The organism is Bacillus sp. ChL18 (assembly GCF_026241425.1).
Lineage (GTDB): Bacteria > Bacillota > Bacilli > Bacillales > Bacillaceae > Bacillus > Bacillus velezensis.
In genome coordinates this window covers 333,596-358,113 of the sequence record NZ_JAPHWE010000002.1, presented here as the reverse complement: position 1 = coordinate 358,113, position 24,518 = coordinate 333,596, and the positions used below count along the sequence as shown (strand labels likewise).

Annotated in this window: 24 protein-coding genes; 1 reads left to right on the top strand and 23 read right to left on the bottom strand. The window is 46.7% G+C overall.

Going from position 1 to position 24,518, the window contains the following annotated elements; genetic code table 11:
• Positions 1 to 2: 2 nt before the first annotated feature.
• The 20 genes from OQ477_RS12770 to OQ477_RS12675 form a co-directional block, all read right to left on the bottom strand.
• Complete coding sequence (locus OQ477_RS12770; protein WP_265972687.1) at positions 3 to 1,421, bottom strand: amino acid permease; 1,419 nt, start codon at positions 1,419 to 1,421, stop codon at positions 3 to 5.
• A gap of 24 nt (positions 1,422 to 1,445) precedes the next feature.
• A complete protein-coding gene (locus OQ477_RS12765; protein ID WP_022553946.1) occupies positions 1,446 to 3,128 on the bottom strand; it encodes a M20 family metallopeptidase in 1,683 nt (560 codons plus the stop codon).
• Positions 3,129 to 3,199: 71 nt separating this feature from the next.
• Entirely contained in the window at positions 3,200 to 4,747 is a 1,548-nt protein-coding gene (pruA, locus tag OQ477_RS12760; protein WP_022553947.1) for an L-glutamate gamma-semialdehyde dehydrogenase, read from the bottom strand.
• Between the two features lie 207 nt (positions 4,748 to 4,954).
• Entirely contained in the window at positions 4,955 to 6,241 is a 1,287-nt protein-coding gene (locus tag OQ477_RS12755) for a Glu/Leu/Phe/Val family dehydrogenase (protein WP_014419156.1), read from the bottom strand.
• A 231-nt stretch (positions 6,242 to 6,472) separates the two neighbouring features.
• The gene (locus OQ477_RS12750; protein WP_053285335.1) at positions 6,473 to 7,408 is read right to left on the bottom strand and encodes a sensor histidine kinase; all 936 of its coding nucleotides are present in this window, start codon (positions 7,406 to 7,408) and stop codon (positions 6,473 to 6,475) included.
• Between the two features lies 1 nt (position 7,409).
• Positions 7,410 to 8,108, bottom strand: a complete 699-nt coding sequence (locus OQ477_RS12745; RefSeq protein WP_265972686.1) for a response regulator transcription factor — start codon at positions 8,106 to 8,108, stop codon at positions 7,410 to 7,412.
• A 191-nt stretch (positions 8,109 to 8,299) separates the two neighbouring features.
• On the bottom strand, positions 8,300 to 9,166 hold the full coding sequence (locus OQ477_RS12740; RefSeq protein WP_265972685.1) for a DUF4097 family beta strand repeat-containing protein: 867 nt from the start codon (positions 9,164 to 9,166) through the stop codon (positions 8,300 to 8,302).
• Positions 9,167 to 9,186: 20 nt separating this feature from the next.
• Positions 9,187 to 9,891, bottom strand: coding sequence for an ABC transporter permease (locus OQ477_RS12735; RefSeq protein WP_053285333.1), 705 nt, complete (start codon positions 9,889 to 9,891; stop codon positions 9,187 to 9,189).
• A 65-nt stretch (positions 9,892 to 9,956) separates the two neighbouring features.
• The gene (locus OQ477_RS12730; protein ID WP_265972684.1) at positions 9,957 to 10,883 is read right to left on the bottom strand and encodes an ABC transporter ATP-binding protein; all 927 of its coding nucleotides are present in this window, start codon (positions 10,881 to 10,883) and stop codon (positions 9,957 to 9,959) included.
• A 358-nt stretch (positions 10,884 to 11,241) separates the two neighbouring features.
• On the bottom strand, positions 11,242 to 11,697 hold the full coding sequence (locus OQ477_RS12725; protein WP_021494765.1) for a dTDP-4-dehydrorhamnose 3,5-epimerase family protein: 456 nt from the start codon (positions 11,695 to 11,697) through the stop codon (positions 11,242 to 11,244).
• On the bottom strand, positions 11,694 to 12,542 hold the full coding sequence (gene rfbD / locus OQ477_RS12720; protein ID WP_265972683.1) for a dTDP-4-dehydrorhamnose reductase: 849 nt from the start codon (positions 12,540 to 12,542) through the stop codon (positions 11,694 to 11,696). Before rfbD ends, OQ477_RS12725 begins: the two co-directional genes overlap by 4 nt.
• A 20-nt stretch (positions 12,543 to 12,562) precedes the next feature.
• A complete protein-coding gene (rfbB, locus tag OQ477_RS12715) occupies positions 12,563 to 13,510 on the bottom strand; it encodes a dTDP-glucose 4,6-dehydratase (protein ID WP_021494763.1) in 948 nt (315 codons plus the stop codon).
• Between the two features lie 2 nt (positions 13,511 to 13,512).
• Positions 13,513 to 14,250, bottom strand: a complete 738-nt coding sequence (locus tag OQ477_RS12710; protein ID WP_029972897.1) for a sugar phosphate nucleotidyltransferase — start codon at positions 14,248 to 14,250, stop codon at positions 13,513 to 13,515.
• A 27-nt stretch (positions 14,251 to 14,277) separates the two neighbouring features.
• Positions 14,278 to 15,282 carry a PseG/SpsG family protein gene (locus OQ477_RS12705; RefSeq protein WP_265972680.1) on the bottom strand — a complete coding sequence of 335 codons (1,005 nt, stop codon included), beginning with the start codon at positions 15,280 to 15,282 and terminating at the stop codon, positions 14,278 to 14,280.
• Between the two features lies 1 nt (position 15,283).
• Complete coding sequence (locus OQ477_RS12700) at positions 15,284 to 16,024, bottom strand: cytidylyltransferase domain-containing protein (protein ID WP_265972678.1); 741 nt, start codon at positions 16,022 to 16,024, stop codon at positions 15,284 to 15,286.
• Positions 16,017 to 17,138: an N-acetylneuraminate synthase family protein gene (locus OQ477_RS12695; RefSeq protein WP_265972676.1), complete on the bottom strand. Its 1,122-nt coding sequence runs from the start codon at positions 17,136 to 17,138 to the stop codon at positions 16,017 to 16,019. The genes OQ477_RS12700 and OQ477_RS12695 overlap by 8 nt, the downstream gene beginning before the upstream one ends.
• Positions 17,138 to 18,001 (bottom strand): GNAT family N-acetyltransferase, encoded by an 864-nt coding sequence (locus tag OQ477_RS12690; protein ID WP_072176926.1) that lies wholly within the window; start codon positions 17,999 to 18,001, stop codon positions 17,138 to 17,140. The genes OQ477_RS12695 and OQ477_RS12690 overlap by 1 nt, the downstream gene beginning before the upstream one ends.
• Positions 18,002 to 19,171: a DegT/DnrJ/EryC1/StrS family aminotransferase gene (locus OQ477_RS12685; protein WP_265972673.1), complete on the bottom strand. Its 1,170-nt coding sequence runs from the start codon at positions 19,169 to 19,171 to the stop codon at positions 18,002 to 18,004. It abuts the gene before it with no gap.
• 22 nt (positions 19,172 to 19,193) lie between these two features.
• Positions 19,194 to 20,618 (bottom strand): CDP-glycerol glycerophosphotransferase family protein, encoded by a 1,425-nt coding sequence (locus OQ477_RS12680; RefSeq protein ID WP_265972671.1) that lies wholly within the window; start codon positions 20,616 to 20,618, stop codon positions 19,194 to 19,196.
• Between the two features lie 4 nt (positions 20,619 to 20,622).
• Positions 20,623 to 21,393 carry a glycosyltransferase family 2 protein gene (locus OQ477_RS12675; RefSeq protein ID WP_014419170.1) on the bottom strand — a complete coding sequence of 257 codons (771 nt, stop codon included), beginning with the start codon at positions 21,391 to 21,393 and terminating at the stop codon, positions 20,623 to 20,625.
• 280 nt (positions 21,394 to 21,673) lie between these two features.
• On the opposite strand from OQ477_RS12675, the gene gerQ reads away from it, so the two are divergent.
• Complete coding sequence (gene gerQ, locus OQ477_RS12670; protein ID WP_014419171.1) at positions 21,674 to 22,270, top strand: spore coat protein GerQ; 597 nt, start codon at positions 21,674 to 21,676, stop codon at positions 22,268 to 22,270.
• Positions 22,271 to 22,316: 46 nt separating this feature from the next.
• On the opposite strand, the gene OQ477_RS12665 is transcribed toward gerQ, so the two are convergent.
• The 3 genes from OQ477_RS12665 to OQ477_RS12655 all read right to left on the bottom strand — a co-directional run bounded on the left by OQ477_RS12665 (position 22,317) and on the right by OQ477_RS12655 (position 24,512).
• Positions 22,317 to 22,688 carry a DUF423 domain-containing protein gene (locus OQ477_RS12665; protein ID WP_003150969.1) on the bottom strand — a complete coding sequence of 124 codons (372 nt, stop codon included), beginning with the start codon at positions 22,686 to 22,688 and terminating at the stop codon, positions 22,317 to 22,319.
• Between the two features lie 63 nt (positions 22,689 to 22,751).
• On the bottom strand, positions 22,752 to 24,071 hold the full coding sequence (locus OQ477_RS12660) for a purine/pyrimidine permease (RefSeq protein WP_029972904.1): 1,320 nt from the start codon (positions 24,069 to 24,071) through the stop codon (positions 22,752 to 22,754).
• Positions 24,072 to 24,089: 18 nt separating this feature from the next.
• Positions 24,090 to 24,512: a YwdI family protein gene (locus tag OQ477_RS12655; protein ID WP_323054513.1), complete on the bottom strand. Its 423-nt coding sequence runs from the start codon at positions 24,510 to 24,512 to the stop codon at positions 24,090 to 24,092.
• Positions 24,513 to 24,518: the final 6 nt, after the last annotated feature.

Genomic DNA, 24,518 nt, shown 5'->3' with positions numbered 1-24,518 from the left:
TCTTATCCGGCAGCGCCTTTTTCCGAAGAAGCCGGCTCACGCTTCAGGCGTTTTTTGATACCGAAGTGATAATACGCGTAACAGATGATCATCAGCGGGACGCCGCAGTACAGACCGATACGCTGGTCGGGAATAAAGATGAGACTGATTAAGATAAGACCGTAAACCGAAAATCCGAGAATCGGCACGATCGGATAAAGAGGCGTTTTAAATGCCAGGTCTTTCAGATTTCCTCCTTCAGCGAGAAAGCGTCTCCGGAAAACGAATTGTGAAGCGCAGATTGACATCCATGCGACGACGGTAATCATACCGGAGATGGAAATGAGCCACACATACACCGTTTCAGCCGCGAATACACTTGTCAGCAGGGATAAACCGGAGATAGCGATGGTGATGGAAAGAGCTTTCAGAGGCACGCCTTTTTTCGTCAGTTTCGTTAAGGAAGCGGGGCCCATCTTAGTTTTTGACAGGGACCACATCATTCTGGACGAAGCGTACAGCCCGGAATTCGCCACCGACAGCATGGCGGTCAGAATGACAAAGTTCATGATATCAGCCGCATAGGGAACGCCGATTTTATCCAGCACAGCCACAAACGGACTTTCGATGACGCCTGCCGTTTGGTACGGCAAAATGGACACGAGAACAAACATCGCCAGCACGAAGAAAAACAGCGTCCGCCATATGACGTTTCGGATTGAGCGGGGAAGCGTCTTTTTCGGATTTTCGCTTTCTCCCGAGGCAATTCCGACCAGCTCGGTGCCCTGGAATGAAAAATTCACCATGACAAGGGTAAACAGCACGGCTTGGGCACCGTTCGGGAAAAGCCCTTTGTCCGTCGTAAAGTTTGACAGATACGGAGCCGTCTGCCCGCCGTTAAAACCGACAAAGCCGAATACCGCAGCGCAGCCGAGAATAATAAACAATACAATGGCCATGACCTTAATGCTGGAAAACCAAAATTCCATTTCCGCAAAACTCCGCGCAGACAGCGCGTTAATGGAAAAAATGACGACGCCGAATACCAGGCACCACACCCAAATCGGAACGGCCGGAAACCACCGCTGCATTAAAATCCCCGCCGACGTCAGTTCAAGCCCCACTGTATTGGCCCAGCTGAATGCGTACATCCATCCGATCGTAAAACCCGTCGACGGCCCGAGAAACTTTGCGGCATACGCCTGAAATGATCCTGCGACCGGCATGGCGACCGCGAGCTCCCCCAAACAAAGCATCACCAGATACATTAAAAATCCGCCGATCACATAAGCCAATATCGCGCCGATCGGTCCCGCTTCACTGATCGTAAAACCGGAGCCCAGAAAAAGCCCCGTCCCGATCACGCCGCCGAGGGCGATCATAAACAAATGCCGGCCCTTCATCGTGCGCTGCAATTCAGTTTGATTGGTATCTCCCTGCATATACATCCCCCTTATTCCGTTATGTCAGCCATTTGTGCGTATGTCTAATCGGTAGCTGTGCAAAAGGTGCATTGTCGTCTGCTGAATGAGCTCCGGCAGCACATGGAATGTGTACGGCTTGTACACGCGTTCCGTCCATTTATGGCCGTCCTTTCCGTATACCCCTATATTGACCGACGGAATATTCAATTCCCTGATTTCTTTAAAAGGAATCGTCCCGATGACATCCCAGCCCGGAAAATTATCGGTAAAGGCGGAGACCTCTGCGTCTGTTTCATGCAGCGATAAAAAGCTTCCGTCCGCTAAATAAGGGAAAAACTTTTTAAAGGCGAAGGTTTCTCCGGTTGACGCCGCTGTTTTATCGACGGCTTCTTGAATGACATGCTGCAAAAGCCGGTCCCGTGTGCTCTCTTCCTTCAGATAATTGTGCGGAAGGTAAGGCGGCGCATAGAAAATAATGACCTTGGCTCCCTGCTCAGGATCGAGTTTTTGCAGTTCCTCGACGGCTTTAAAGCATCTCATCCGCAGTTCAAGATGTTCATATGTTTTAAATGCCTGCTCGATACACTGCGCCGGGTCTATCCCGCGGCTTCTCAGCCTTTTCAGATAATCTTCCAGACTGTACACTTGAACGTTCCATGACATCTCTTTTTTCGGCAGGCTCGTTCTCTCACAGTATTCGTCGTAATAATCAGATAATTTTCGTTCTGTCTCTTTGCAGGCTTCGTCAGCCACCGCAGTCAGCTGATCCATGACTTCTTTGGCGGTTTTCTCGTAAATAAAATAATTAAAATAGACATAGCTGCTGACGGCGGTCTGCACGTTATACGCTTCCTTGTTGTCACGCTGGTAGAGGCAGGTCGGCGGAAGCACAAGCTCCCCTTCAATGTTTTCCGCCATATGAATATTGTTGTGAATTCTTCTGGTGATTTCTGACGCGATCAAATTCGGGTCGATGCCGGACAGCGTATCTCCGACATGCACCTCCCGCCCGTAAATCGCAAAGCAAGGCAAAAGCTTCCCTGCCGCGCCCGTGTAGATGTACCTTGTCGTGTCACCTTCATACAGCGGGGTGATAAAATCGTTATTAATCGCTGCTAAATAACGAAGCTGCTTTTCTTGTTTCAGCCGTTTTAATTCAGAAATGCTCGTTAAAATGCCGGAATGCTGGCTTTCTTCATCCGGGTTTGCCATGAACAGAATATGGCCCGGCAGCTGATCGCGCCGCTCAGAAAAGTGAAGCAGATTGGCGAGATGAACGGCAATACCGCTTTGCATATCAACCGAACCCCTTCCGAACATCCACTCGCCTGAGCGGGCGTCCCGCTGCACATCACGATCAAATTCATAGTTTGAGAAATACTCCGCGAGACGGTCGGAATCAAAAGCGATATCTTTTAAAGGGCCGAAATCCTCGATGCCGACCGTATCAAGATGAGCGTGATAAATGACCGTATTCAGGCTGTCGCCGTTTCCCTCAATAAATGCGAAAATATTTTTGCGGCCGTAAGGGTCCTCAGGAATCGCCTGCTCCCACACATGTGACGGGTTCTCCTGAAAGTAGGGAAAGCTCTTGATCATATCTTTGATATAGTCGGCTTTTTTTCCTTCTCCCAATGTGCCGTTGATGCTGTTTAACGCTACCAGTGATTTCGTAATGGCTTCTATTTTCTCCTCCGGAAGCATTTTGCTGAGCTGCTGATACATGTTCCATCCTCCTTACCCTAATATAGAGAAAATAGCGCGACTCTCTTTTTCATCGCGCTATTTCCGAAAGATTAATAGGCTTCAGACGTTGTTTTTGCCTGCATATGAAGAATCAGATAGTCAGGTCCTCCGGCTTTTGAATCGGTTCCTGACATATTGAAGCCGCCGAACGGCTGGTATCCGACAATCGCTCCCGTACATCCGCGGTTGAAGTATAGATTCCCGACGTGAAAATCTTCGCGGGCGCGTTCAATGTGCGCGCGGGTTTTCGATAACAGAGCGCCCGTCAGTCCGTAATCGGTATTATTGGCAATCTCAAGCATATGGTCGAAATCACGGGCTTTTGAGATCGCGACGACCGGCCCGAAAATTTCCTCCTGCATCAGGCGGGCGTTTTCATCAACATCCGCAAAAATGGTCGGCTGAATAAAGTATCCTTTTGAATCATCACCTTCGCCTCCCGTCAGGAGTTTTCCTTCTGTTTTGCCGATTTCGATATACCTCATGACTTTATTATAAGATGCTTCGTGGATGACTGGCCCCATGTATGTATCAAAATCTTCCGGACTTCCGACGGTGAGTGATTTTGTTAAAGCGACGGCTTTTTCAACAACTTCATCATAGACGTCCTGATGAATGACCGCACGCGAACCGGCTGAACATTTTTGGCCTGAGAATCCGAAGGCGGAATACACGATTGAGGAAGCGGCAAGATCAAGATCAGCATCTCTGTCTACAAGCACCGTATCTTTCCCTCCCATTTCGGCAATGACCCGTTTCAGCCACTTTTGGCCCGGCTGTACTTTTGCGGCGCGTTCATAGATGCGGCATCCGACCGCGCGGGAGCCTGTAAACGACACAAATCTCGTCTTCGGATGCTCAACCAGATAGTCGCCGATTTCTCCTCCGTCGCCCGGTATGAATTGGAGCACGCCGTCCGGCAGGCCCGCTTCTTTCATCACTTCAACAAATTTCGCCGCCACGACAGGCGCCGCATCCGCCGGTTTCAGCAGTATCGTGTTGCCTGTTACGATGGCTGCCGCCGCCGTTCCCGCCATGATCGCAAGCGGGAAGTTGAATGGAGAAATGACGATTCCCACCCCAAGCGGCTCATAGTGATACTGATTAAATTCTCCGTCACGGCTCTTTACAGGGGAACCGTCTTTCAGTTTCAGCATCTGACGGGCATAATACTCTAAAAAGTCGATCGCTTCCGCCGTATCAGCATCCGCTTCCTTCCACGGTTTTCCGGCTTCTTTCACTAGATACGCGGAGAATTCGTGCTTTCTTCTGCGGATGATCGCCGCCGCTTTAAACAGCACATTCGCGCGGTGTTCCGGCCGTACTTTTTTCCATGTTTGAAATGCCTGCAGCGCAGCCAGCATGGCCTTTTCCGCAAGTTCTTTTCCGGCTGCCGATACAGAACCGATCACTTCTTTTTTATCTGCCGGATTGACGGAAATGATCTTTTTATCCGTTTCAATCGCTTCACCGTTGATGATAAGCGGATAATGCTTGCCGAGCTGTGAATTCACATAAGCCAGCGCTTCCTGAAACGATTGTTTATTTGTCTCTTCCTGAAAATTTGTAAATGGTTCGTGTGCGTATGAAACTGTCATTAGAATTCCTCCCCGTATTTTGTAATGTGTGCTCACGCTTTATGAAGATGCAAGAAGCATACCAGCATAGCAATTTGTGATAAAAATAAGAAAATCTTTGCCGAAAGCGGACGAAGCTTGTCCGAATTTGTCAGCTGCAATCTGAAAACGCAAAGAAATTTTGCGATCTGCTAGCTAACTGATGCAAAATCTCTTTGCGGATAACACTTATACCCAGCCGCGGAACCGGGCCGCTTCAGCCGACTTTCTGATGCCCGTCATATAGGCGGCCAAACGCATATCGACTTTGTGGGTATGCGCTGTCTGATAAATGGATTCAAACGAATTCACCATGACGCTGCGCAGTTTTCCGGCGACTTCCTCCTCAGACCAGTAAAAGCCTTGATTATTTTGCACCCATTCAAAATAAGACACCGTCACGCCGCCGGCGCTTGCCAAAATATCCGGCACGAGAAGCACGCCTCTTTCATTCAGGATTTTCGTGGCGTCTATCGTTGTCGGCCCGTTCGCCGCCTCCACAATGATTGAGGCTTTAATGTGATGGGCGTTTTCAGCCGTAATCTGATTGGAGATTGCGGCAGGCACGAGAATATCACAGTCCTTTTCCAGCAGCTCCCGGTTCGTTATGACATCCGAGAAGAGATTCGTCACCGTGCCGAAGCTGTCCCGCTTATCCAGCAGGTAATCAATGTCAAGGCCGTCAGGGTCATACAAAGCGCCGTGGGCGTCTGAGATGCCGATCACCTTGGCGCCGGCGTCATGCATAAATTTAGCGAGAAAGCTCCCCGCATTTCCGAACCCCTGAATGATGATCCGCGCATTTTCCAATGGAATCCCTTTTTTCTTAACGGCTTCCTCAATACAAATCGTGACGCCTTGCGCGGTCGCCGTCTCCCGCCCCTGTGAACCGCCGAGAACGATCGGTTTGCCCGTAATGAATCCCGGTGAATCAAATTCTCTCAGGCGGCTGTATTCGTCCATCATCCATGCCATAATCTGCGAGTTGGTATATACGTCGGGAGCCGGAATATCCTTTGTCGGACCGACGATCTGGCTGATCGCGCGCACATATCCGCGGCTCAGCCGTTCCAGCTCTCCGAATGACATCGTCCGCGGATCACAGATGATGCCGCCTTTTCCGCCCCCGTAAGGAAGATTTGTGATGCCGCATTTTAAAGTCATCCAGACCGAAAGCGCCTTAACCTCTTCTTCACTGACTTCCGGATGAAACCGCACGCCTCCTTTTGTCGGGCCGACTGCGTCATTATGCTGTGAGCGGTAGCCCGTGAAAACCTGTACTGAGCCATTGTCCATTTTGACGGGGATGCGGACGGTCAAAAGCCGCATCGGCTCTTTCATCAATTCATACATATTGTCAGGGTACCCCAGTTTGCGCAGGGCCTCTTTTATGATCGATTGTGTTGACAAGAACAAATTAAGAACTTCTTTTTCTTCATCTTTCTGATTGCTTTTAGAAAGCGGGTTGGCTGACATGTTTTATCACCTCATCGTATTTTACGTGTAAGCTTCAATTACCGGCAGAACAAAATGTAAGCGCTTTTACACCAAAACCCATCAATCCCTTTCACATTGTCGTTACGCCCCTTTTTATATGCAAGATTCATGCCAGGTTTTTGTGTGTAAAAAAAGAGGCTGTTGTCAGCCTCTCAGATTAAAGAGAAAGGGGATTTGAAGACGTATACAGAAGAAACCTTACTGCTTTTATTAAAATTTAATACGTCTTAAACGTACAGAAAACGTTGTTTCTTTGAAGGGGACACTATTTAGAGATATACTTCCTTCCATTTGCTCTACTAATCTCTTAGTAATCGTCAGCCCCAATCCGCTTCCCTGATAATTGGTATTTCTCGAGTCCTCCAATGTGTACATTCGTTCAAAGACACGGTCTTTATGCAATTCATTTATCCCTTTTCCTTTATCTGATACTTCTACAAAAACATCATTATCAGTTATTCTGATCTTTAAACCCACCATCTTACCATCGGAACCATATTGAATTGCATTCGTAATTAAATTATTCAGAACCCTCTCAATTGCATCTTCATCTCCGCTAACAAAGACAGAATCATCGGGTATATCAATCACTACTTCAAATTCTTTGCTGATTAAAATTTCGTAGTAATCCAAAATTATTTTTCGGCTGACTTCACATATGTCAATTCGTGAAGAATTTAATTTTTTATCTCCTGACTCTAATTTTACAAGTTCAAAAAAACGGTTTATTAACGCTAATACCTCGACCGTTTTTAAATTAACTGTTTTTAGTAAACTCATAACCTTTTCCGAAGTCAGACTTTTATCGTTATTTATCATTTCAATATAACCTAGTATAACTGTTAAAGGCGTCTTTAAATCGTGTGAAATATTTGATAACATTTTTCGCATGGACAGTTCAATACTATTGTAGTTCCCTTTGATCTTTTGATTATGGTCTAAAAGACGGTTTATTTGAATTAACAAGGATTTTATATATTTATCTTCCGTGTTAAGCAATAATCTTTCGCCTGTCTCTTCATTAACAACTTTTCGAAGTTTATTTCTTATATATTTAATCTCAGTCCTTAGATTTAATCGGCTTCGGAAAAGAAATATATTTACTGCTGCAGAGCATATGAATAAAATAACCAACATATAAAACAATTTAAAAATCTCCCAACTTATAACCGATTCCCCACAAAGTTTTTATGTACATTGGATGAGATGGATCGTCCTCAATTTTCTCTCTGAGCCGTCTAATATGAACATTAATTACATTCTCATCTCCATGATACTCATCTTCCCATACGGATTTATAAAGTTGAGACTTAGTATATACTTGTGAAGGATTAGAAATAAAGAGTTTTAAAATATTAAATTCTTTTGCTGTGAGATTAATCTTTTCATTGAATTTTTCAACAGAAAAGCCATGCAGGTCAACACTTAAATCACCTATTTTAATGATTTTTTCTTCCTTTGAAGACAGGGAGCTCTTATAGTGTCTTTCTCTTCTAATGGTTGCTTTAATTCTGGCTATTACCTCCAGCATAGAAAAAGGTTTAGAAATATAATCATCAGCCCCGAGGCCGAGACCAAGTGCCTTATCTACATCTTCATCTTTTGCAGACATGATAAGAACGGGAACCATACTTTTGGAACGAATCATTCTTAAACATTCCATCCCATCTATCTTCGGAAGCATTAAATCCAACAATATAACCTCAAACTTTTGGGTGTTCAATATGTCTAAAGCTTCTTCACCATTAAAAGCTGCTGTTACTTCAAACCCTTCTTTCGTTAAGCTTTCGCTTACCATATCGCTTATGAATTGGTCGTCTTCTACAATTAATATTTTGTAACCCAAGCTTTCCGCTCCTTAAATATAAAACTGATATTCTTAATTCACTGTTTATTTCAATCATTATACAGATAATTAATCTCATTATAATTATTTTTTATACAAAAGGAGATAAATATTCCAAAATATTTTAAATACAAACAAATAAGACAACCATTCTTCAATAGCGGGAATTGTTGTCTTGTGTTTTTCTCTTTTTATCTCACCTTTATCGAACCATCTTCACTAGATAGACTCACTTTATTACTTCCTGCGCCAATTTCACCTTTTTTCAGTTTTACGCCATCATGGCTCTTATTAAGCCCATCTAGATCAAACGTTACATCAGAATTACTCTGAGCAAAAACAGCAAGTGAAGTTGGCGCTTTTGTATAAGATACACCTATATCTCCTGATTTCGTATTTACTGATAAAGATGTTCCTTCTGTTATGTCCTTGATTGAAACCGCTCCATCTTTAGAAGTAACCTTTATATTGGAACTATGTATTTCCTTCATCTCGTTATCGCCGCTTGCAGATGTTATATTTAATTTCTCAAAAGAACTATTTTCAACGCTTAACGCCCCATCCTTGGATGAAAACTTTCCAGTATGAGCCGAAACATTATTGATTTTTTCATCACCGGAATGATTATCAACGACAATATGTTCAGCTGAAATTTCACTTAATTGTATATTCCCATCTTTATTGGTTATTTCAATATTGTTCATACCTGAATCGGGAACATTAATATAGATTGTGCCGTCCTGCTTCCCAAAAGTAAATCCATCCAAAAAGCCGCCATTCTTTTGTTCTTTTTGACTAACGACCAAATCTCTCCCATTTTCTTGAAATGTAACTGGAGCCTTATCTTTCTGTTTCCCATCAGCAGATATTGTTGCCTTATTTGAATTACTCTTTTTAAACTTCACATCCCATGAGTCAGTATATACTTTTAAAGTATCAATTTTTTCAACATTGTAGGACACGTTCTTTTTAAAGTTTTTAGTATCTGTCTTATAAAGGCTTAAAACAATTCCGCCGATTACGATTAACACTGCACATGATGCTATAATCTTCTTCATTGTATAATTTCTCCTTTTATCTACAATAAATCTTTCTGATCCACCTTACGGTAAGAAAGATAACCCACTAAAAAACCAAATAAACAAAGTATAATTGGAATGATAATAAATTGACTTAAACTGACTGTTTCTCCTCCGTCGGAAACTGTTGCATTGATAAAGACCCCGATTATGACAGCCCAAGTGATTGTAGCAGAAGTTGATTTTTTTCTCATGCCGAAAAATAAAGGAATCAGACTCACTCCTCCCATCATAAAAGCGGTGAGAAGAGTCGATGGCATAGCGGAAATAACTTCACTCATTTCAACAGGCTTCTCGAATAAATATAAGTGCGGACTCACGAAGAGAATTAACAAGTTAATAACAAACGTAGCAATAACAATACTTACAAAGCAGAATAGGAAGACAATAGATAGTTTAGCTTGCATTAATTTTTTTCTTTGTAAAGGATAAGTAAACAGCAATTGTATTGTTTTATTTTTATATTCATCAATAACTAAACGGGATAAAATCACAGCAGAAAAACAAATAAACACAATTCTGATTAAAATATTAGTTAGAGATATAAAATCTGCATAATCACGAAACATAAGTTCATTTTCATTTTTAGATTCCCATCCCATAAGAGCCACTAAGGCAAAGATGATGAATATCCAAAGTGCCACCCATTTAAAATACTGTGATAAGTGATGTTTTTTGTACTCTAATTTCATAAGTTTTAACATTTCAATTAGCCTCCGGCAGAAGAATTTAAGACAATGCAAATAGGTGCATAACACAGACAGGCAATCTATCTAGTGTGTATTCCCTCCCCATTCATAGAATTTAAGAAGTATTCTTCTAAAGAACTGTGTTTTTTATTTATACTTTCTATACCAATGTCATTCAGAATAAGTGCTTTAGAGATTTCTTGTTGTGTAACTGCTGTTTCATAGATACGAATTAATTGCTGGTCAATCATTTTAAAATTTCTTATCCCCAGATTTTGCTCTAAAATATATAACGCTTTTTTTATATTTTGGACTTTTACCTCCACATACTCTGTTTGTTTTCCGTTTATACTCTTCATAGAAACTTCTTTTATTAACTTGCCATTCTGTATGATACCAACAGTATCTGACATTTGTTCCATTTCGGCTAAAATGTGACTGGAGACTAATAATGTAATTCCATATTCTCTGCAAAGTAACTTAAAGAGATCCCTCAACTCTTTTATACCTATTGGATCCAGACCGTTAATCGGCTCGTCTAAAATGAGAAGTTCTGGTCTTGTAGAAATAGCTCTGGCTATTCCTAACCTTTGTTTCATTCCTAAAGAAAACTCTTTCACTTTTTTATTATCAATATTATGTAACTTTACAAGCTCGATAGCGTGGTCAATGGATTTTTTATCGTAATAGCCCATATATTCACAATGGAAATCTAAATTTTCTTTAGCAGTGAGGTTGTCATAGAAAATGGGATATTCAATAATGGTGCCAATTCGTTTTAAAACTTCAAATGACGTATCTGTTAATTTCTCACCGAAAATTTCTATTTCCCCACTTGTTGGCTTGATTAAATTGGTAATCATTTTCATAATGGTTGTTTTACCTGCACCATTGGGACCCAAGAATCCATAAATCTCTCCTTTTTTCACGTGCATATTAACCCCGGAAACAACTTCTTTTCCTTTAAATGTTTTTGTAAGCTGACTCGTTTTTAAGATGTATGTCATTCGCTTTCCCCTTTCCATATATACTCCTACTATATAAAGGAAAGTTCTCTTTTCCCTTAAGCAAATATTACTTTTTTCTTAAGATTTTTCTAATTAAATCCTAATCCTATCCCCATTCAATAAATCATTTATTGTTTTTTAGGATGTATGTTCTTCATAGGAGAAGAACATAAGAATCTCTTAATTTTTGGTTCCATTAAGGATTAACCGACATCTTCCAAGACATTTTTGATGAAATTGTCCTTCAGGCCAGCAATCATGATAGTCGACGGTCGTATCTTATTCACTGGCTCCATTCACAGCAAATGCTAACATCAGCACAAAAAAACGAAGACATCCGCTGTCTTCGTCTTGTGCGCTACCGGTGAGCCGTCTGCCAGTCAAATCCGATGGTGTCATCATTCCACGGGATTCTTTTTTCGTCAGGCTGATCCGGATTGTAGGACATTGTCGTGAAATAAATAATGGTCAGCGGGGTTTCGCCCAGCACTCTGTATCCGTGTGCGACGCCTTTGGGAATGAGAAGGAGCATCGGATTGTCTTCTCCCATGTAGTAGACATCCGTTTCTCCCTTGGTTGCCGACTCTTCGCGAAGGTCATGGAGCACGACCTGGGCGTGGCCCGTCGGGAAAAACCACAGGTCATCCTGTTTCTCATGATAGTGAAATGCTTTAATGACGCCGGGATAGCTTTTGGACCAGGAAGCCTGCCCGAAATGCTCTAAGAGATGTTCATCGTCACGGACGAGTTCTGAGAAAAAACCCCGGTCATCGCTGTGTTTGATCAGCTTTTTGATTTTTACGCCTTCGATCACTTGCACTGTCCCTCCCTTTGTAAATAATCCTGCAGCGCTTCCCGCCAATGCCTCATGCCGAGCCCCTGCCGTTCAATCGACTCAAGACTCAACACCGAATAAGCGGGGCGCGGCGTCTCATTTCCGTATTCCTCCGTCGTGACGGGCAGCACGGCGGCGGTTCTGCCGCTTTCTTCAAAAATAGCCTTGGCAAATTCATACCAGCTGCACACTCCGCTGTTTGCGGCGTGGTACAAGCCCGGCGGCCTGTCAAACAGACCGATCACCGTTTCGGCTAAATCCTTTGTGTACGTCGGCGCTCCGACTTGGTCGCTGACAACACGCACCTGATCATGTGTATCCGCAAGCTTCAGCATCGTATTGACAAAGTTGTGCCCGCCGCTGCCGTACACCCACGATGTTCTGATAATGGTGTGTTTTTTTCCCGTTAACCGGATCAGTTCTTCGCCGAGTTTTTTGCTTTTTCCGTAAATCGTGCCCGGATCTGCGGGATCGTCGGTCTGGTATGGCCGTGTTCCTTTGCCGCTGAAGACGTAATCGGTGCTGATGTGAATGAATTTCGCGCCGGTGTTTTCAGCCTCAAGCGCGGCATAATAAGCGCCGATTCCGTTTATTAAATAAGCTTTGTCGAGCTCCGTTTCACATTTGTCAACGGAGGTGTATGCCGCCGTATTGACGACGATATCCGGCTTGTAATGGCTGAACGAGTGCCGCACCGAACGCTGGTCGGATATGTTCATCATCGCTTTTGTCAAGGCGATCACTTCATACCCTTCCCGCTTCAGCTGGCGGCATAACTCCCGTCCCAGCTGGCCGGCCGCTCCGGTTACTAATACCTTCGTCAATCGGATCCCCTTCTTTCCGATTAGTCTTGGCTGTCTGTATACCAGCGAATGGTTCTTCTCATTCCTTCTTCAAATGTGACGTCCTGCCGCCATCCCAGCTCATTTTTCAGCTTTGAAGCATTGATGGCGTAACGGCGGTCATGCCCTTTTCTGTCTTCGACATGAGCAAACCGTTCCTCGACACCGAGCTCCTTCATGATAAATGACGCAAGCTCTTTATTCGTCCGTTCATTTCCTCCGCCGATATTGTAAATGTCACCGAGTGTTCCTTTTTCCAGGACGAGCTTAATGGCGCGGCAATGATCTTCGGCAAACAGCCAGTCTCTGATCTGCAATCCGTCGCCATACAGCGGAACCGGCGTGCCGTTTACGGCATGCCTGATAATGGTCGGAATCATTTTCTCGTGATGCTGGTACGGCCCGTAATTGTTGCTGCATCTTGTAATGATGGCTGGAAGCTTATGAGTTTTCACATAAGACATGACGAGCAGGTCTGAGCTTGCCTTGCTGGCGGAATACGGATTGTTCGGAGAAAGCGGCGTCGTCTCTGTAAAAGCGGGATCATCCGGCGCCAAATCTCCGTACACCTCATCTGTGGAAATGTGAATCAGCCTGCCGGCTTTTCCCTGTAACACCGCGTCCGCCAGTCGGTATGTGCCCATCACATTTGTTGTGATAAACGGCTCTGCCTGATTTATGCTTCTGTCCACATGGGATTCAGCCGCAAAATGAATGACAGCGTCATACATGTGGGAAAAGACTTTGTCAATGTCCTCTTTTTTAGAAATGTCACCTTTGATAAAACGGAAACGGCCGTTCTTTTTTAAGGCTTCTATTTCAAGCGGCCTGCTTGCATACGTGAGATTATCCAGGACGGTAATCTGCGCGTCCGTTTCTTTCAGCATCATCTTTGTGAAGGTAAGGCCGATAAATCCGGCGCCGCCTGTAATTAAATATGATTTTGGCATGATTAATGCTCCTGTCCTTTCTGTATTGCCTGATGCGCCAGGCTTCCGGCGAGGTAGAGCGATTCATGCGTGCCCGCATCCACCCACCAGCCCGTTAACACATCATACGTCAGCTCACTGTGTTCAATGTATAAATTATTGACATCTGTAATTTCCAGTTCGCCGCGTTTTGAAGGGGAAATTTGTTCAATATAAGAAAACACTTCTGCGTCGTACATGTAGATCCCTGTGACGCATAGTCTGGTCGGCGGCTGCTCCGGCTTTTCAATGATCGACTTGATCCGTTTGTTTTCCTCATCAATCTCGGCGATGCCGAAGCGCTCCGGATCGTCAACTTCTTTCAGCAGCACTTTCGCTCCTTTTCCCTGCTTTGCGAAACGCTCCGTATAAGGTTTTAATGAATCTTCAAAAATATTATCTCCCAAAAGCAGGACAAACGGGTCGCGCCCGGTAAACCGCTTTGCGTATGATAAACCGTCGGAAATGCCGGATGCGGCTGGCTGAACCTGATATGTGATTGAGACGCCGAGTTCTTCTCCGGTTTCGAGAAGTTTATGAAATTGCGGAATATATTCTTTTTGCGTAATCAGCAAGATATCCGTAATCCCCGCTTCTTCCAGCTTCATGATCGACCAGTAAATCATCGGATATGGACCGACAGGGAGTAAATGCTTATTGACCGCTTTTGTCAGCGGCATAAGGCGTGAGCCGGTGCCTCCGGCTAAGATAACACCTTTCACATGAACACTTCCTTACGTGTGGTTTTATCACAAATCATAAAGAATCGCCGCCGCCCGTTTGATGCCCCTGCCGTCAACCAGCGGCTTTCCGTTTTGATGAAGTCCGGACCGCATCGGATAATCAGCGGCCATGTCAGACATATGCCGTGCAAGAACGTCCGCTGATATGCATTCACCAAGGCCGAGATGAACGGCGGCCCCCCGTGCGGCGAATTTTTCCGCCGTCTCAGTTTGATGCTCCACTTGAGAAAGTACGATGCAGGGCACACCCGTACAAATGGTCTCATATAAAGTGATCCCGCCGGACACGACGGCCATATCAGCCCTCGTGAGAAGCGCGGCCATGTCATTTGTCTGCCTTACCATCTCGGCATAAGGCATTTGTGTAAGATGCGCGCGCACACCATCAGCATGAGGCGCGGCGCCGCCCATGACGATGATCACTCGTTTTCGCTGAATATCGGGGATGCGGCGGCATGCTTCCATCACTTTAAAGACAAGCTTCTTCGGGTCGCTTCCTCCTAATGAGACCAATATGGTCCGGCATTCTTTTCTCAGCTGATAGAGCTGCTTTGCTTTTTCAAAACCCGGATGAAGAATGATATATTCCGGGCCTTCATATACAACGGCGCCGCCCATTTGAACCGTCCGGCTTTTCAGCCCTCCGTAAATGCCGTTTATAACGGCATCGCATAAATGAATGACATGTTCCCGTTTTTCTTCAAATAAGACGATACGTGCCGATGAATGCTTTTTGACTTCCTCTAACCAGTCACACGGCATATCGAGCAGATCGAATATGAGAAGGTCAGGAGCCTGCCTGTTTATTTCCCGGACAATAAATTCCTTCTGTCCCTTGTCAGGCTTGATGATCACTTCCCATTGATCAGAAGACAGATAAGAAGAAGCCTCTTTATTTGTGTAGAACGTTATTGCGCAATTGTTCTTAATGGCACCGGCAAGCAGCTTCATCCGGACCGCGTGCCCCATGCCGATGTCACGGCCCCCGTCCGCGAAAATCAAAACCCGCATGCTAATCAGCCTCTTTTTGCCGGATCATTTGATTAATGGCCCTGAGCTCCGGATCACTATTCAGCAGATGGATCAATTCTTTTGCCGGAATATCAGGACGCGAGCCCGCTTTTACGTACAGCTCGCGGGCCAGCCTGTAGTCCTCTTCGGTATCGACGGTCAGCCGCAAGTGAGGAGCCCGGAGTTCCTGCGGGGGCTCAGGAAAGAGAAGCCGGTACTTCTCAGGAGATTCTCTTATTAAAAGCGTGACATGCTCCTGATATTTGTCCGCCAGCGTTTTGTCCGCATTGATCTCTGTTAAAAGACGCGCGTTAACCGCCTCGCCGCCGATGCCGAGCGGTGTACCGCAGATATACGTGTAGTCTGCGTGCTGATTTAAATGCGATTGAATCAGAAAATCAAGCAGCGAAGGGTCGACAAACGGGTTATCCCCCGTCAGTCTGATGGCGATGTCCGGTTTTACTTGTTCGATGACTTGTGCAAACCGGTCAAGCACACGCTGCTCGCTGCCGCGGTGCACACGGTAGTGGTTGCTGATGCAGTGCGCAGACAGAATGTCGTCGGTCTTGCTGTCAGACGCGGCGACGATCAGATTATCCCGCGATTGATCATAATACTCGCTTTGCCGAACCCTTTTGACAATCATATCGAGGATCGTATACCCGCCGATCGGTTTCAGCACTTTACCGGGAAGACGCCCGCTTCCCATCCGCGCCTGAATGATAAACAAAATGTCAGTCATCATAGGGGCTGCCTTTCGTCAAAAGGTCATCCCAAGTGATGCCCGTGTCGGCGGGGATATCCCTGACCGCACGCGCGCCGTCAGTTAAAAGCTCAAAATATCTCGGGTGGAGCCCCTGCGGTTTTTGGCCGGGACGAAGGACGGCAAGGTTTTCAGCCGTAAAACATTCGCCTTTTTGAATCGGCGCTGTTGAAAAAATGCCTCTGTAAGCGAACCTTCTGATATCCCCTTCAATCGGTGTCGTCGTTTTATGGGAACTTCCCGACAGCACTTCCGGAACCGGAGAGTGATGCCCCTGCCGCAGCTCCGCTTCAACTGAGCGGATCGCCGCAACCATTTCTTTTAATTCAACCGGATTGAGGGCGAAGGAGTGATCGGCACCGGGCAGGTTTTTATCGATCGTAAAATGCTTTTCAATCAGTTTCGCTCCGAGCCTGACAGCCGCGCACGGCACATCATACGGATGGGCGCTGTGATCGGAGAAACCGATCACTGCATCCGGGAATGCGGCGGCAAGCATGGGAATGACGCTCAGATTGCTGTATTCAGGCGGCGCGGGATATTTCGCCACACAATGCATGATCGCAATTTCTGTGTTCCCCTCGCCGGTAATGGTTTGATAAGCCTCCTGAATATCTGAAATATCAGCGCCCGCGGTGGAAAAAATAATCGGGGTCTTCAGCCCCGCGACATATTTCAATAACGGCAGATGGTTCAGCTCGTAGGAGGCGATTTTAAAGGCTGAAGGGGAAGTCGCATACAGTAAGTCGGCAGAGCCTTCGTCACATACCGTACTTAAAAACAGCACGCCTTTTTTCTTACAATATTCAAGCAGCGGTTCGATCCACTCGGCGGGCATTTCCATGGATTGCACCAAAGAAAAAATAGAGACGTTTTTTCCCGCAGCGGTTTTGTACAAGCCGGGGTCTTTCTGATACATTTTGTCAGCCTGAAACATTTGGAACTTGACCGCGTCCGCGCCGGCCTCACTGGCCGCATCTATCAATTCAAACGCCTGGCTCAGTTTTCCGTCATGATTAATTCCGGCTTCGGCGATGATGAATACGGGCGAACCTTCGCCGATTGACTTCGTTCCGATTTTGCATGATGCCATCAGTCCGCCTCCTTCCCGGGCCACACATGATAGTAGTAATAGGACGCATCCGCTTTAAATCCCATTCTTTCATACAGGCGGATGGCTCTTACATTGTGGAGCTGCGTTCCCGCTGATACAGTCTTATGCTGAAAGCGCAATGATTGTTCAATCACGTGCGCCGCTAAATGGAATCCCGCTCCTTTTCCTTCAAAGCCTGGCTTTACCGCCATCAGATCAAGGACGAATTCATCGCCTTTAGACAGCCCCTGAACAAAGCCCACGGTCTCTCCCTTATATGTGGCGGCGAATTGTAACGAAGCTCTGCCTCCCGCGTTATTCCGCGCCCACTCTTCAAACAGGCGGTTTGCACTTTCATAGCTGAGGCGGGGATCTTGGTAATACCTGCTTTTTGTAAAGGCGTCGCGGGCCAGCCGGCTGATCGCTTCCATGTCGCCGGGTCCGGCTTCTGTAATCTCAAACGGCGGCGTGCTGTTATATACACGCACCGGGCTGACGAGCTTGAGCAGACTCCCTACAAAATAAGCGTTCGGAAGCTGCTGAACGACCTGCATCGCCCCGATATCTTCAGCCGGTATTTTAATAAATATAAAATCAGTGCCTGCCGCCCGCCTTGCCGCGTAAAATTCCTGAAACAGCCTTTTGAGCTGTCCGGTGCTGTTTGCGGCTGCAATCTTCACATTGATGATATTTTTTCGGAACAATTGACTTTCCCACGAAGAGTTTTCATATAAAATCACGCCTTGAAGGCTGTTTTCTTCCAATAAACAGAGCGACGATTCATAGGCTTCCGGCTGGATGCCCTTCTGATGCAGGAAGGCATGAATCATGTCCTGAGCAAGATTTTCCCTCAGTCTGTACACCTAATCAGCCCCTTTGACGATATCCGTAACGGCTGCAATGACGTATTCAACGTCGTCATCTGTCATTGACGGATAAAGAGGGAGTGACACGGTGCGGTGATAATACGCTGCCGCGGCCGGAAAGTCAGTTTCCTTATATCCGTACGTTTTTTGATAATACGGATGGAACGGAACCGGAATAAAATGAACACTTGTGCCGATATGATATTGGTCTTTTAAAGCGGAAATCAGATCGTTCCGGCTGACCCCGGCCTCCTGCTCCTCTATTTGAAGAACATACAGATGCCATGCATGCCGTCCGTCATCACTGACATGCGGGATGGTCAGCCCTTTCATGTGTCTGAAGGCGTCTTGGTAGCGGCTCGCAATGTCGGCTCTTCTTTGCTGCATGCTGTCAATCCGTTTCAGCTGATGAAGCCCAAGCGCTGCCTGAAGATCAAACATATTCATTTTATAGCCGGGCGTTTCGACCTCGTAGTACCAGCTTCCGTTTGAAGAATAGCGGTTCCACGCGCCTTTGCTCATGCCGTGAAGGCTGAGCACCCTGATCTGATCGGCAAGCCCGTCATCGTCCGTCGTCAGCATGCCGCCTTCACCGGTTGCCAGGTTTTTTGTCGCGTAGAAGCTGAATGCCGTCGCATCACCGATTGATCCGATCATTTTCTGTTTATAAGTGGTATACACGGCATGTGCGGCATCCTCTAAGACAAATAATTGATGCTTTTCGGCAATGGCCAGAATCTCATCCATATCACACGACTGGCCGGCGAAATGAACGGGTACAATCGCCTTTGTCCGCGGGGTGACGGCCGCCTCAATGTTTTCAGGGTCCGCATTCAGCGTAAGCGGATCGATGTCAACAAACACCGGAACGGCGCCTGTGTGCACGATTGTATTGGCTGTTGAACTGAACGTCACGGCAGACGTGATGACCTCATCGCCGGGACCGATCCCTTTCGCTTTCAGGGCCAAAAACAAAGCGGCGGTACATGAGTTCAGCGCGATCGCGTGCTTTGCCCCCGTCCAGGCGGCAAAGGCTTTTTCAAACGCCTCTACTTTCGGTCCCTTTGAAAGCCAGCCCGATTCAAGCGTATCAATAACCTCCTGAATTTCGTCCTTCCCGATCATGGGCAATGAATAAGGAAGAAAAGCTGATCTTTTTTGCACCATTTTCTTTGCGCTCCTATCTTTTTTATGAAGGGTCAACCCGTCTGAAGCTGACTCCGGTTTTTTCCTGAAGCACTTGGCATAAAGCGGCAAGCGAATCCTGAACCGGGTAGTTCGCGGCGACAAAAGCACGGCGCGCCTGTTCCGCTTTTTGATATTCCGCGGGGCTTTCGCATATCCGGATTAATTCCTGAGCGAGTGCCTGCGGGTCCTCAAAAACAAATTCTCCAAGTGAATGATAATAAGGGTATCGGCGGGTTCCCGCTGATTTTCCGATCAGCACGGGCTTTTGAAACAGCATCGCTTCAAGACCGACCGTTGATGTCTGTGTCACCGCAGCGTCAACATACGGTAGAATATCATACAGCTCCATCTCTTTTTTGATGATTTTGCCTGCTTTATATTTCCGCAGCACCTGATTGTAAGCATCCAGCTTGTTTTTGCCGATTTCCCACGGATGCGGTTTAATAATGAGCTGCATGTTCTTTTGGCCGGCAAGCTCTTCAAGCACGCCCGTATAAAATTCATCAGAAAACGGCTGCGTGGCGATCAGCACCGTCCGCTGTGACGGGAGAAAAGAAAGTTTGCGGTAAAACGTGTCCTGATCTATCGGCTCTCTTGAGAAAATCTCGTCGAAACGGGGATGCCCCGTGATGATGATTTGTTCACCCCTGCAGCCTTTTGCTTTATACCACTCCGCTTCATAAGCCCCGAATACAGCCTGATAGTCCGTAAATACGGGCAGAAACGCTTCATCTCCCATGAGCGCTCCGTGCTGCAGACAGATGCTGACGGCGTTTTTTTTCGCTGACATCAGCGCCAGCACACGGCTGTAAATATCCTCCGTCGTGCCGACTACAACGGCGGAAATCTTCTCGGCCGCAAACAAAATATCAACGGCGTCAATCGCTTCAATAAATAATGGAATGTCTTTATACAAACGTTCCTGAAATTCTCTGTTTCCGAAAGCGGGATGGCTGTGAAGCTCTTTCAAAATGGAATGGGCTTTTTCAATATAAGGGACGGGGTTCCCTTTTTGCCCCATTCCCGTCAGCTCCAATTTGCAGATAACGGGCAGCCCGTAATGGTCAGGCAGACTCCATCTGGCCAGTACCGCTGTTTTTGCCGGATCAAACTGCCGGTAGTTTCCCTCGGTGAACCGAAGATGATCGAAATGCAGAATGACTTTTCCGTTTACCGGTTTCTCATCTGTTTTCTTAATGTTTTGCCTTTTTTGATCATAATATGGCTGTATACCGGCTTCAGGAATATGCTGATCAGCCGGACCGAAAAGCTCTGGGTTCTGCTCCATGCTCTCCCGAAGCGCCGGACTGATATATTGATAAAAATTACTGATCAATGCGAGCGGGATGTCTTTGTAGCAAAGTGACTGAAAAAGGTCAATATACTGCCGGTACAGCACCCAATAATTCGCTAAGTATGCCGACAAGCCCTCACCCCTTTCCAAGCTTTTTTAATGATTCCCTCAGCTCCCGGCACGTGGTCTGCTGCGGAAGGCTGTTCACAAACTCGTTTTTCTCCGCCGCGAAAAGCTGATAATGGATGGATTGATCGGTAATATAATTGATATCAAGCTCCTCAGAAATCGGGTAAAACGGATAAAAATGATTCACTCTCCAGAAGAAACGGGCGTCACCGATCCGGTAAAACGCGGGGCTTTCATCCCAATAGGAACCGAATGCCGATTTGACCTGTTCCAGCACGGAAAACCGGTGCATGACCGAACAATGGTCAATGGCGCACGGCGCGTTCCACACGATCCGTTCGGCGGGCCTGGCCGTCTCCTTCACCGTCTCTTTCCGCTGATTCAGATGATAGGTTTTGGAACTTGAATACACGACGGCTTTTTCCGGGTCTTCATCAAGCTCTTTCACCATTTTCTCAAGCCGTTCCGGCACATACGTGTTGTCGTCGGTCGCATACGTCACGTACTCGCCCTCCGCCATTTCTATTGCCTGATTAATCAAGGCGGCGTAGCGTGTTTTTTCCGTTCTTTCTTTGACGCCCGATACATCGCTTTGATAAAACCGGACGCGGGCATCCGTGAGAAAAGGACGTATTTCCGCCAATGTCGCTTCATTTGAGTTGTCATCCATAATGAACAGCTCAAAGTCCGTAAACGTCTGAGACAGAATACTTTTAATAGAGCGGGCCACATAGTCACTTTTGTTATAGCTCGTCATGATCACTGACACTTTAGGCAACTCGTCACCCCCTTTTCGCACCTGAAACTACCGCTATCATATGTTCCTTATGCGGAAGATGCGATAGGAATACAGACTATTATGTGAAAAGTCAGCTTTGCGCGCACAAAAAAAACCGGCTCTGATGTCCGGACTCATTGGAGCGTATTTTCTTTTTTCGCATAAATCTTTCTGCGGGCTCATATGGTGGAATAGATAAAAACAGCAGCTTCTCTGTCGGCTGTCTGATACTTGTCAGGAGGTTTCAGCATGAAGAGGTTTTCATCAAAGGAGGAACAATATGAAACCGAAAAAGAATCAATATCAGCAAATGCAAGGGATGGGGATGGGAATGGATATGCAAGGATACCAGCCGCAGCTCGGGCCTAATCCTTATCCGCAGCCTCAGGGCGGCCAAGGATCGCAAATGATGCCGATGCAGCAGCAAATGACAATGCCGATGCAGCAAGGCCAGCAGGGCTTCGGCGGGGGGTTTCCCGGCCAGCCGCAGCAGCAGGGCCAGCAGGGCTTCGGCGGGGGGTTCCCCGGCCAGCCGCAGCAGCAGGGCGGCGGCAGCTTTCAGATTCCGTCAGGTCCATCATCGTCACAAAACGTTCCCGGCATGCTGCCGATTGAAGAGTCATACATTGAAAATATTCTGCGGTTGAACCGGGGCAAAACGGCGACGATTTATATGACATTTGAAAACAGCAAAGAATGGAATTCAAAGATTTTCCGCGGTGTGATTCAGGCGGCGGGACGTGACCATATCATCATCAGCGATCCGAAAACGGGCACCCGCTATCTGCTTCTGACCATTTACCTTGATTACATCACGTTTGATGAGGAAATCGCTTATACTTATCCGTACTCCATGTCTTCTTATTCTCCGAGATAAATCAAAAAGCCAATCGCTCACTTGACAGAGGATTGGCTTTTTTTCTTTATAAATATTTGACGGCCGCGACGATAATCATAATCCAAGAGATGATAAACGCCACGCCGCCGAGCGGTGTAATCGCGCCGAGAATGGAAATCTGCGTCACGCTCAATACGTACAGGCTTCCTGAAAACAGAACGATGCCCGCAAACATCAGCCAGCCCGCAACAGAAACACTGCCTGCGCCAGAAAGCTTTTCGGCCAAAAACGCGACAGCCAGAAGACCGAGCGCGTGATACATATGATATTGCACGCCTGTGTGCCACACCTGCAAATATTTATCGGGGATTTTCCCTTCAAGCCCATGCGCGCCGAAAGCGCCCAGCGCCACGGCCAATAAAGCGTTAATCGCACCAAGAATAATAAACACTTTCATCTATTTTTCTCCCGCCTTTTCGTTAAAGTTTCCAATTCAATCATAACCCAACATCGGCAAAATTCAACGTCCGTCATCCGATGACACGAGATTGTCGGATTTTTTCTTTTTGATAAGCTGGATTCGGTCAATCGCTATCGCCAGCAGCGTCCCGAGCACAAGGCCGTTGCTTAAGAGCGAAATCAGGATCGGGTGCATCCCTGATAACGCGCTCTCCGGCACAAACATTACGCCGACCCCCGTCAGGAGCGCCAGACCGATAATGGAGCGGATTCGTTTTTGCTCCGCTTTCTCATAAGAGTCAAACTCCGTAAAGGCAAGACCCGCCATCGTGGAAAAAACGACGAAGTTTACCGCAAAGCCAACCGGTGAGGGCAGACTCGCAAACGCATTCATAAATAGCGGGATCATACTGATGATCATGACAAATACACTTCCCAAAAGAAACGGCTTTTTCGAAGGAAGCTTCGTCGTCTCAATAAAACCGGCCGCCCCTGAAATCGGCACAGGCGCAATGCCCCCTGACAGCCCGCTCAAAAGGTGGCTGATCGAAGCCGCAAACCCAGCCGGACGCTCACGCCGCTTCCCAACGGTGCCGCCGAATTTTTTCACCGCCGCTTCTACAACCCGGATGCTCGCGAGCATGTTGACAATCAAAAGCACGGTAATGAAGAGTGACGTAATGATCAGGCCGCTGTCAAACACGGGTTTTCCAAACGGAAAAAGAGCCGGCAGCTGAATTATGCGGTCCGGTATTTGAATCGGTTTGGCTGCGCCAAAGACGGCGAATAAGATCCATCCGCCGGCAAGCGAAAGGAGAATCGCATACTGTCTTAAGAACGTAACATTCGATCGGGACATGATGAACATCGCCGCCGTCACAACCATGGCGAGCCCGAATACAAGGCCGTCGACGCTGTTTTTTAAATAGCCGATGCCCAAAAGGCCTTTCACAATCGGCTGACTCAGCTGCATGACCAACAGCAGCAGATACACACCGGTCACAACCGGCGTAAACAGCACGGCCAGCCGTTCAATCACTTTAAAAAGGCTGAACAAAAAGAAAAAGACAGCGCTTAATAACAGCGCCCCCTGCAGCGCCCGCAGCGTCTCGCCGAATGTCGCGAACACCGTGCCCGTCAGTCCGCCGTAAATCGTGTATACGCCCCACCATAAGCCTGCCGGGCTTTCATTAATCGGCAGACGATGTCCCTGGAGACATTGGATGACCGCGGCGACGCCAAGCACAAAAAATGTGCTCTGAATCAATGCGGCAGAATCGGCATGGTTCAAGTGAAATGATTGTGCGATGGCGACAGGAACTACAATCGCAGCCGCAATCATAAATGCCGTCCATTGCAAACCCCCGAGTATCAGTTTCAAGTCAATCAACCTCTCCTGTTAAAAATCGAAAATGGAATCCCCGTTTCCGTCTTCCTCACGTTCGTCTTTCACTTTTTTCTGATATTGGTTCAGCCCGGCGCTGCCCATCATTTTTTCAAGCAGCAGCGGGTCTGTCGAAGGAGACGCTGAAGGTTTCGGCGCCGCTTTCGGAATCGGATTCTGCACAGGCTCCGGATCGGTGTGCGTCTGAGTGCCGAGCACGACATCACACAGAGAGCGGATGGCGGCCGCGTGCATTTTGACTTCCTCGGTGCGGGTCGCCGTTTTCGCCTGCCTCAGTTCTTCTTCCATCTTCTGAATCAAAGCAGAGATATGTATGTTCATGAGTAAATCCTCCAGCAGTAATTTGTCTTCTTCCTGCATTTTATCAAATTTCTGAGTGAATCGCAGAATTGAGTTTGTTATTTTTTCTGGCGGCATACCGCC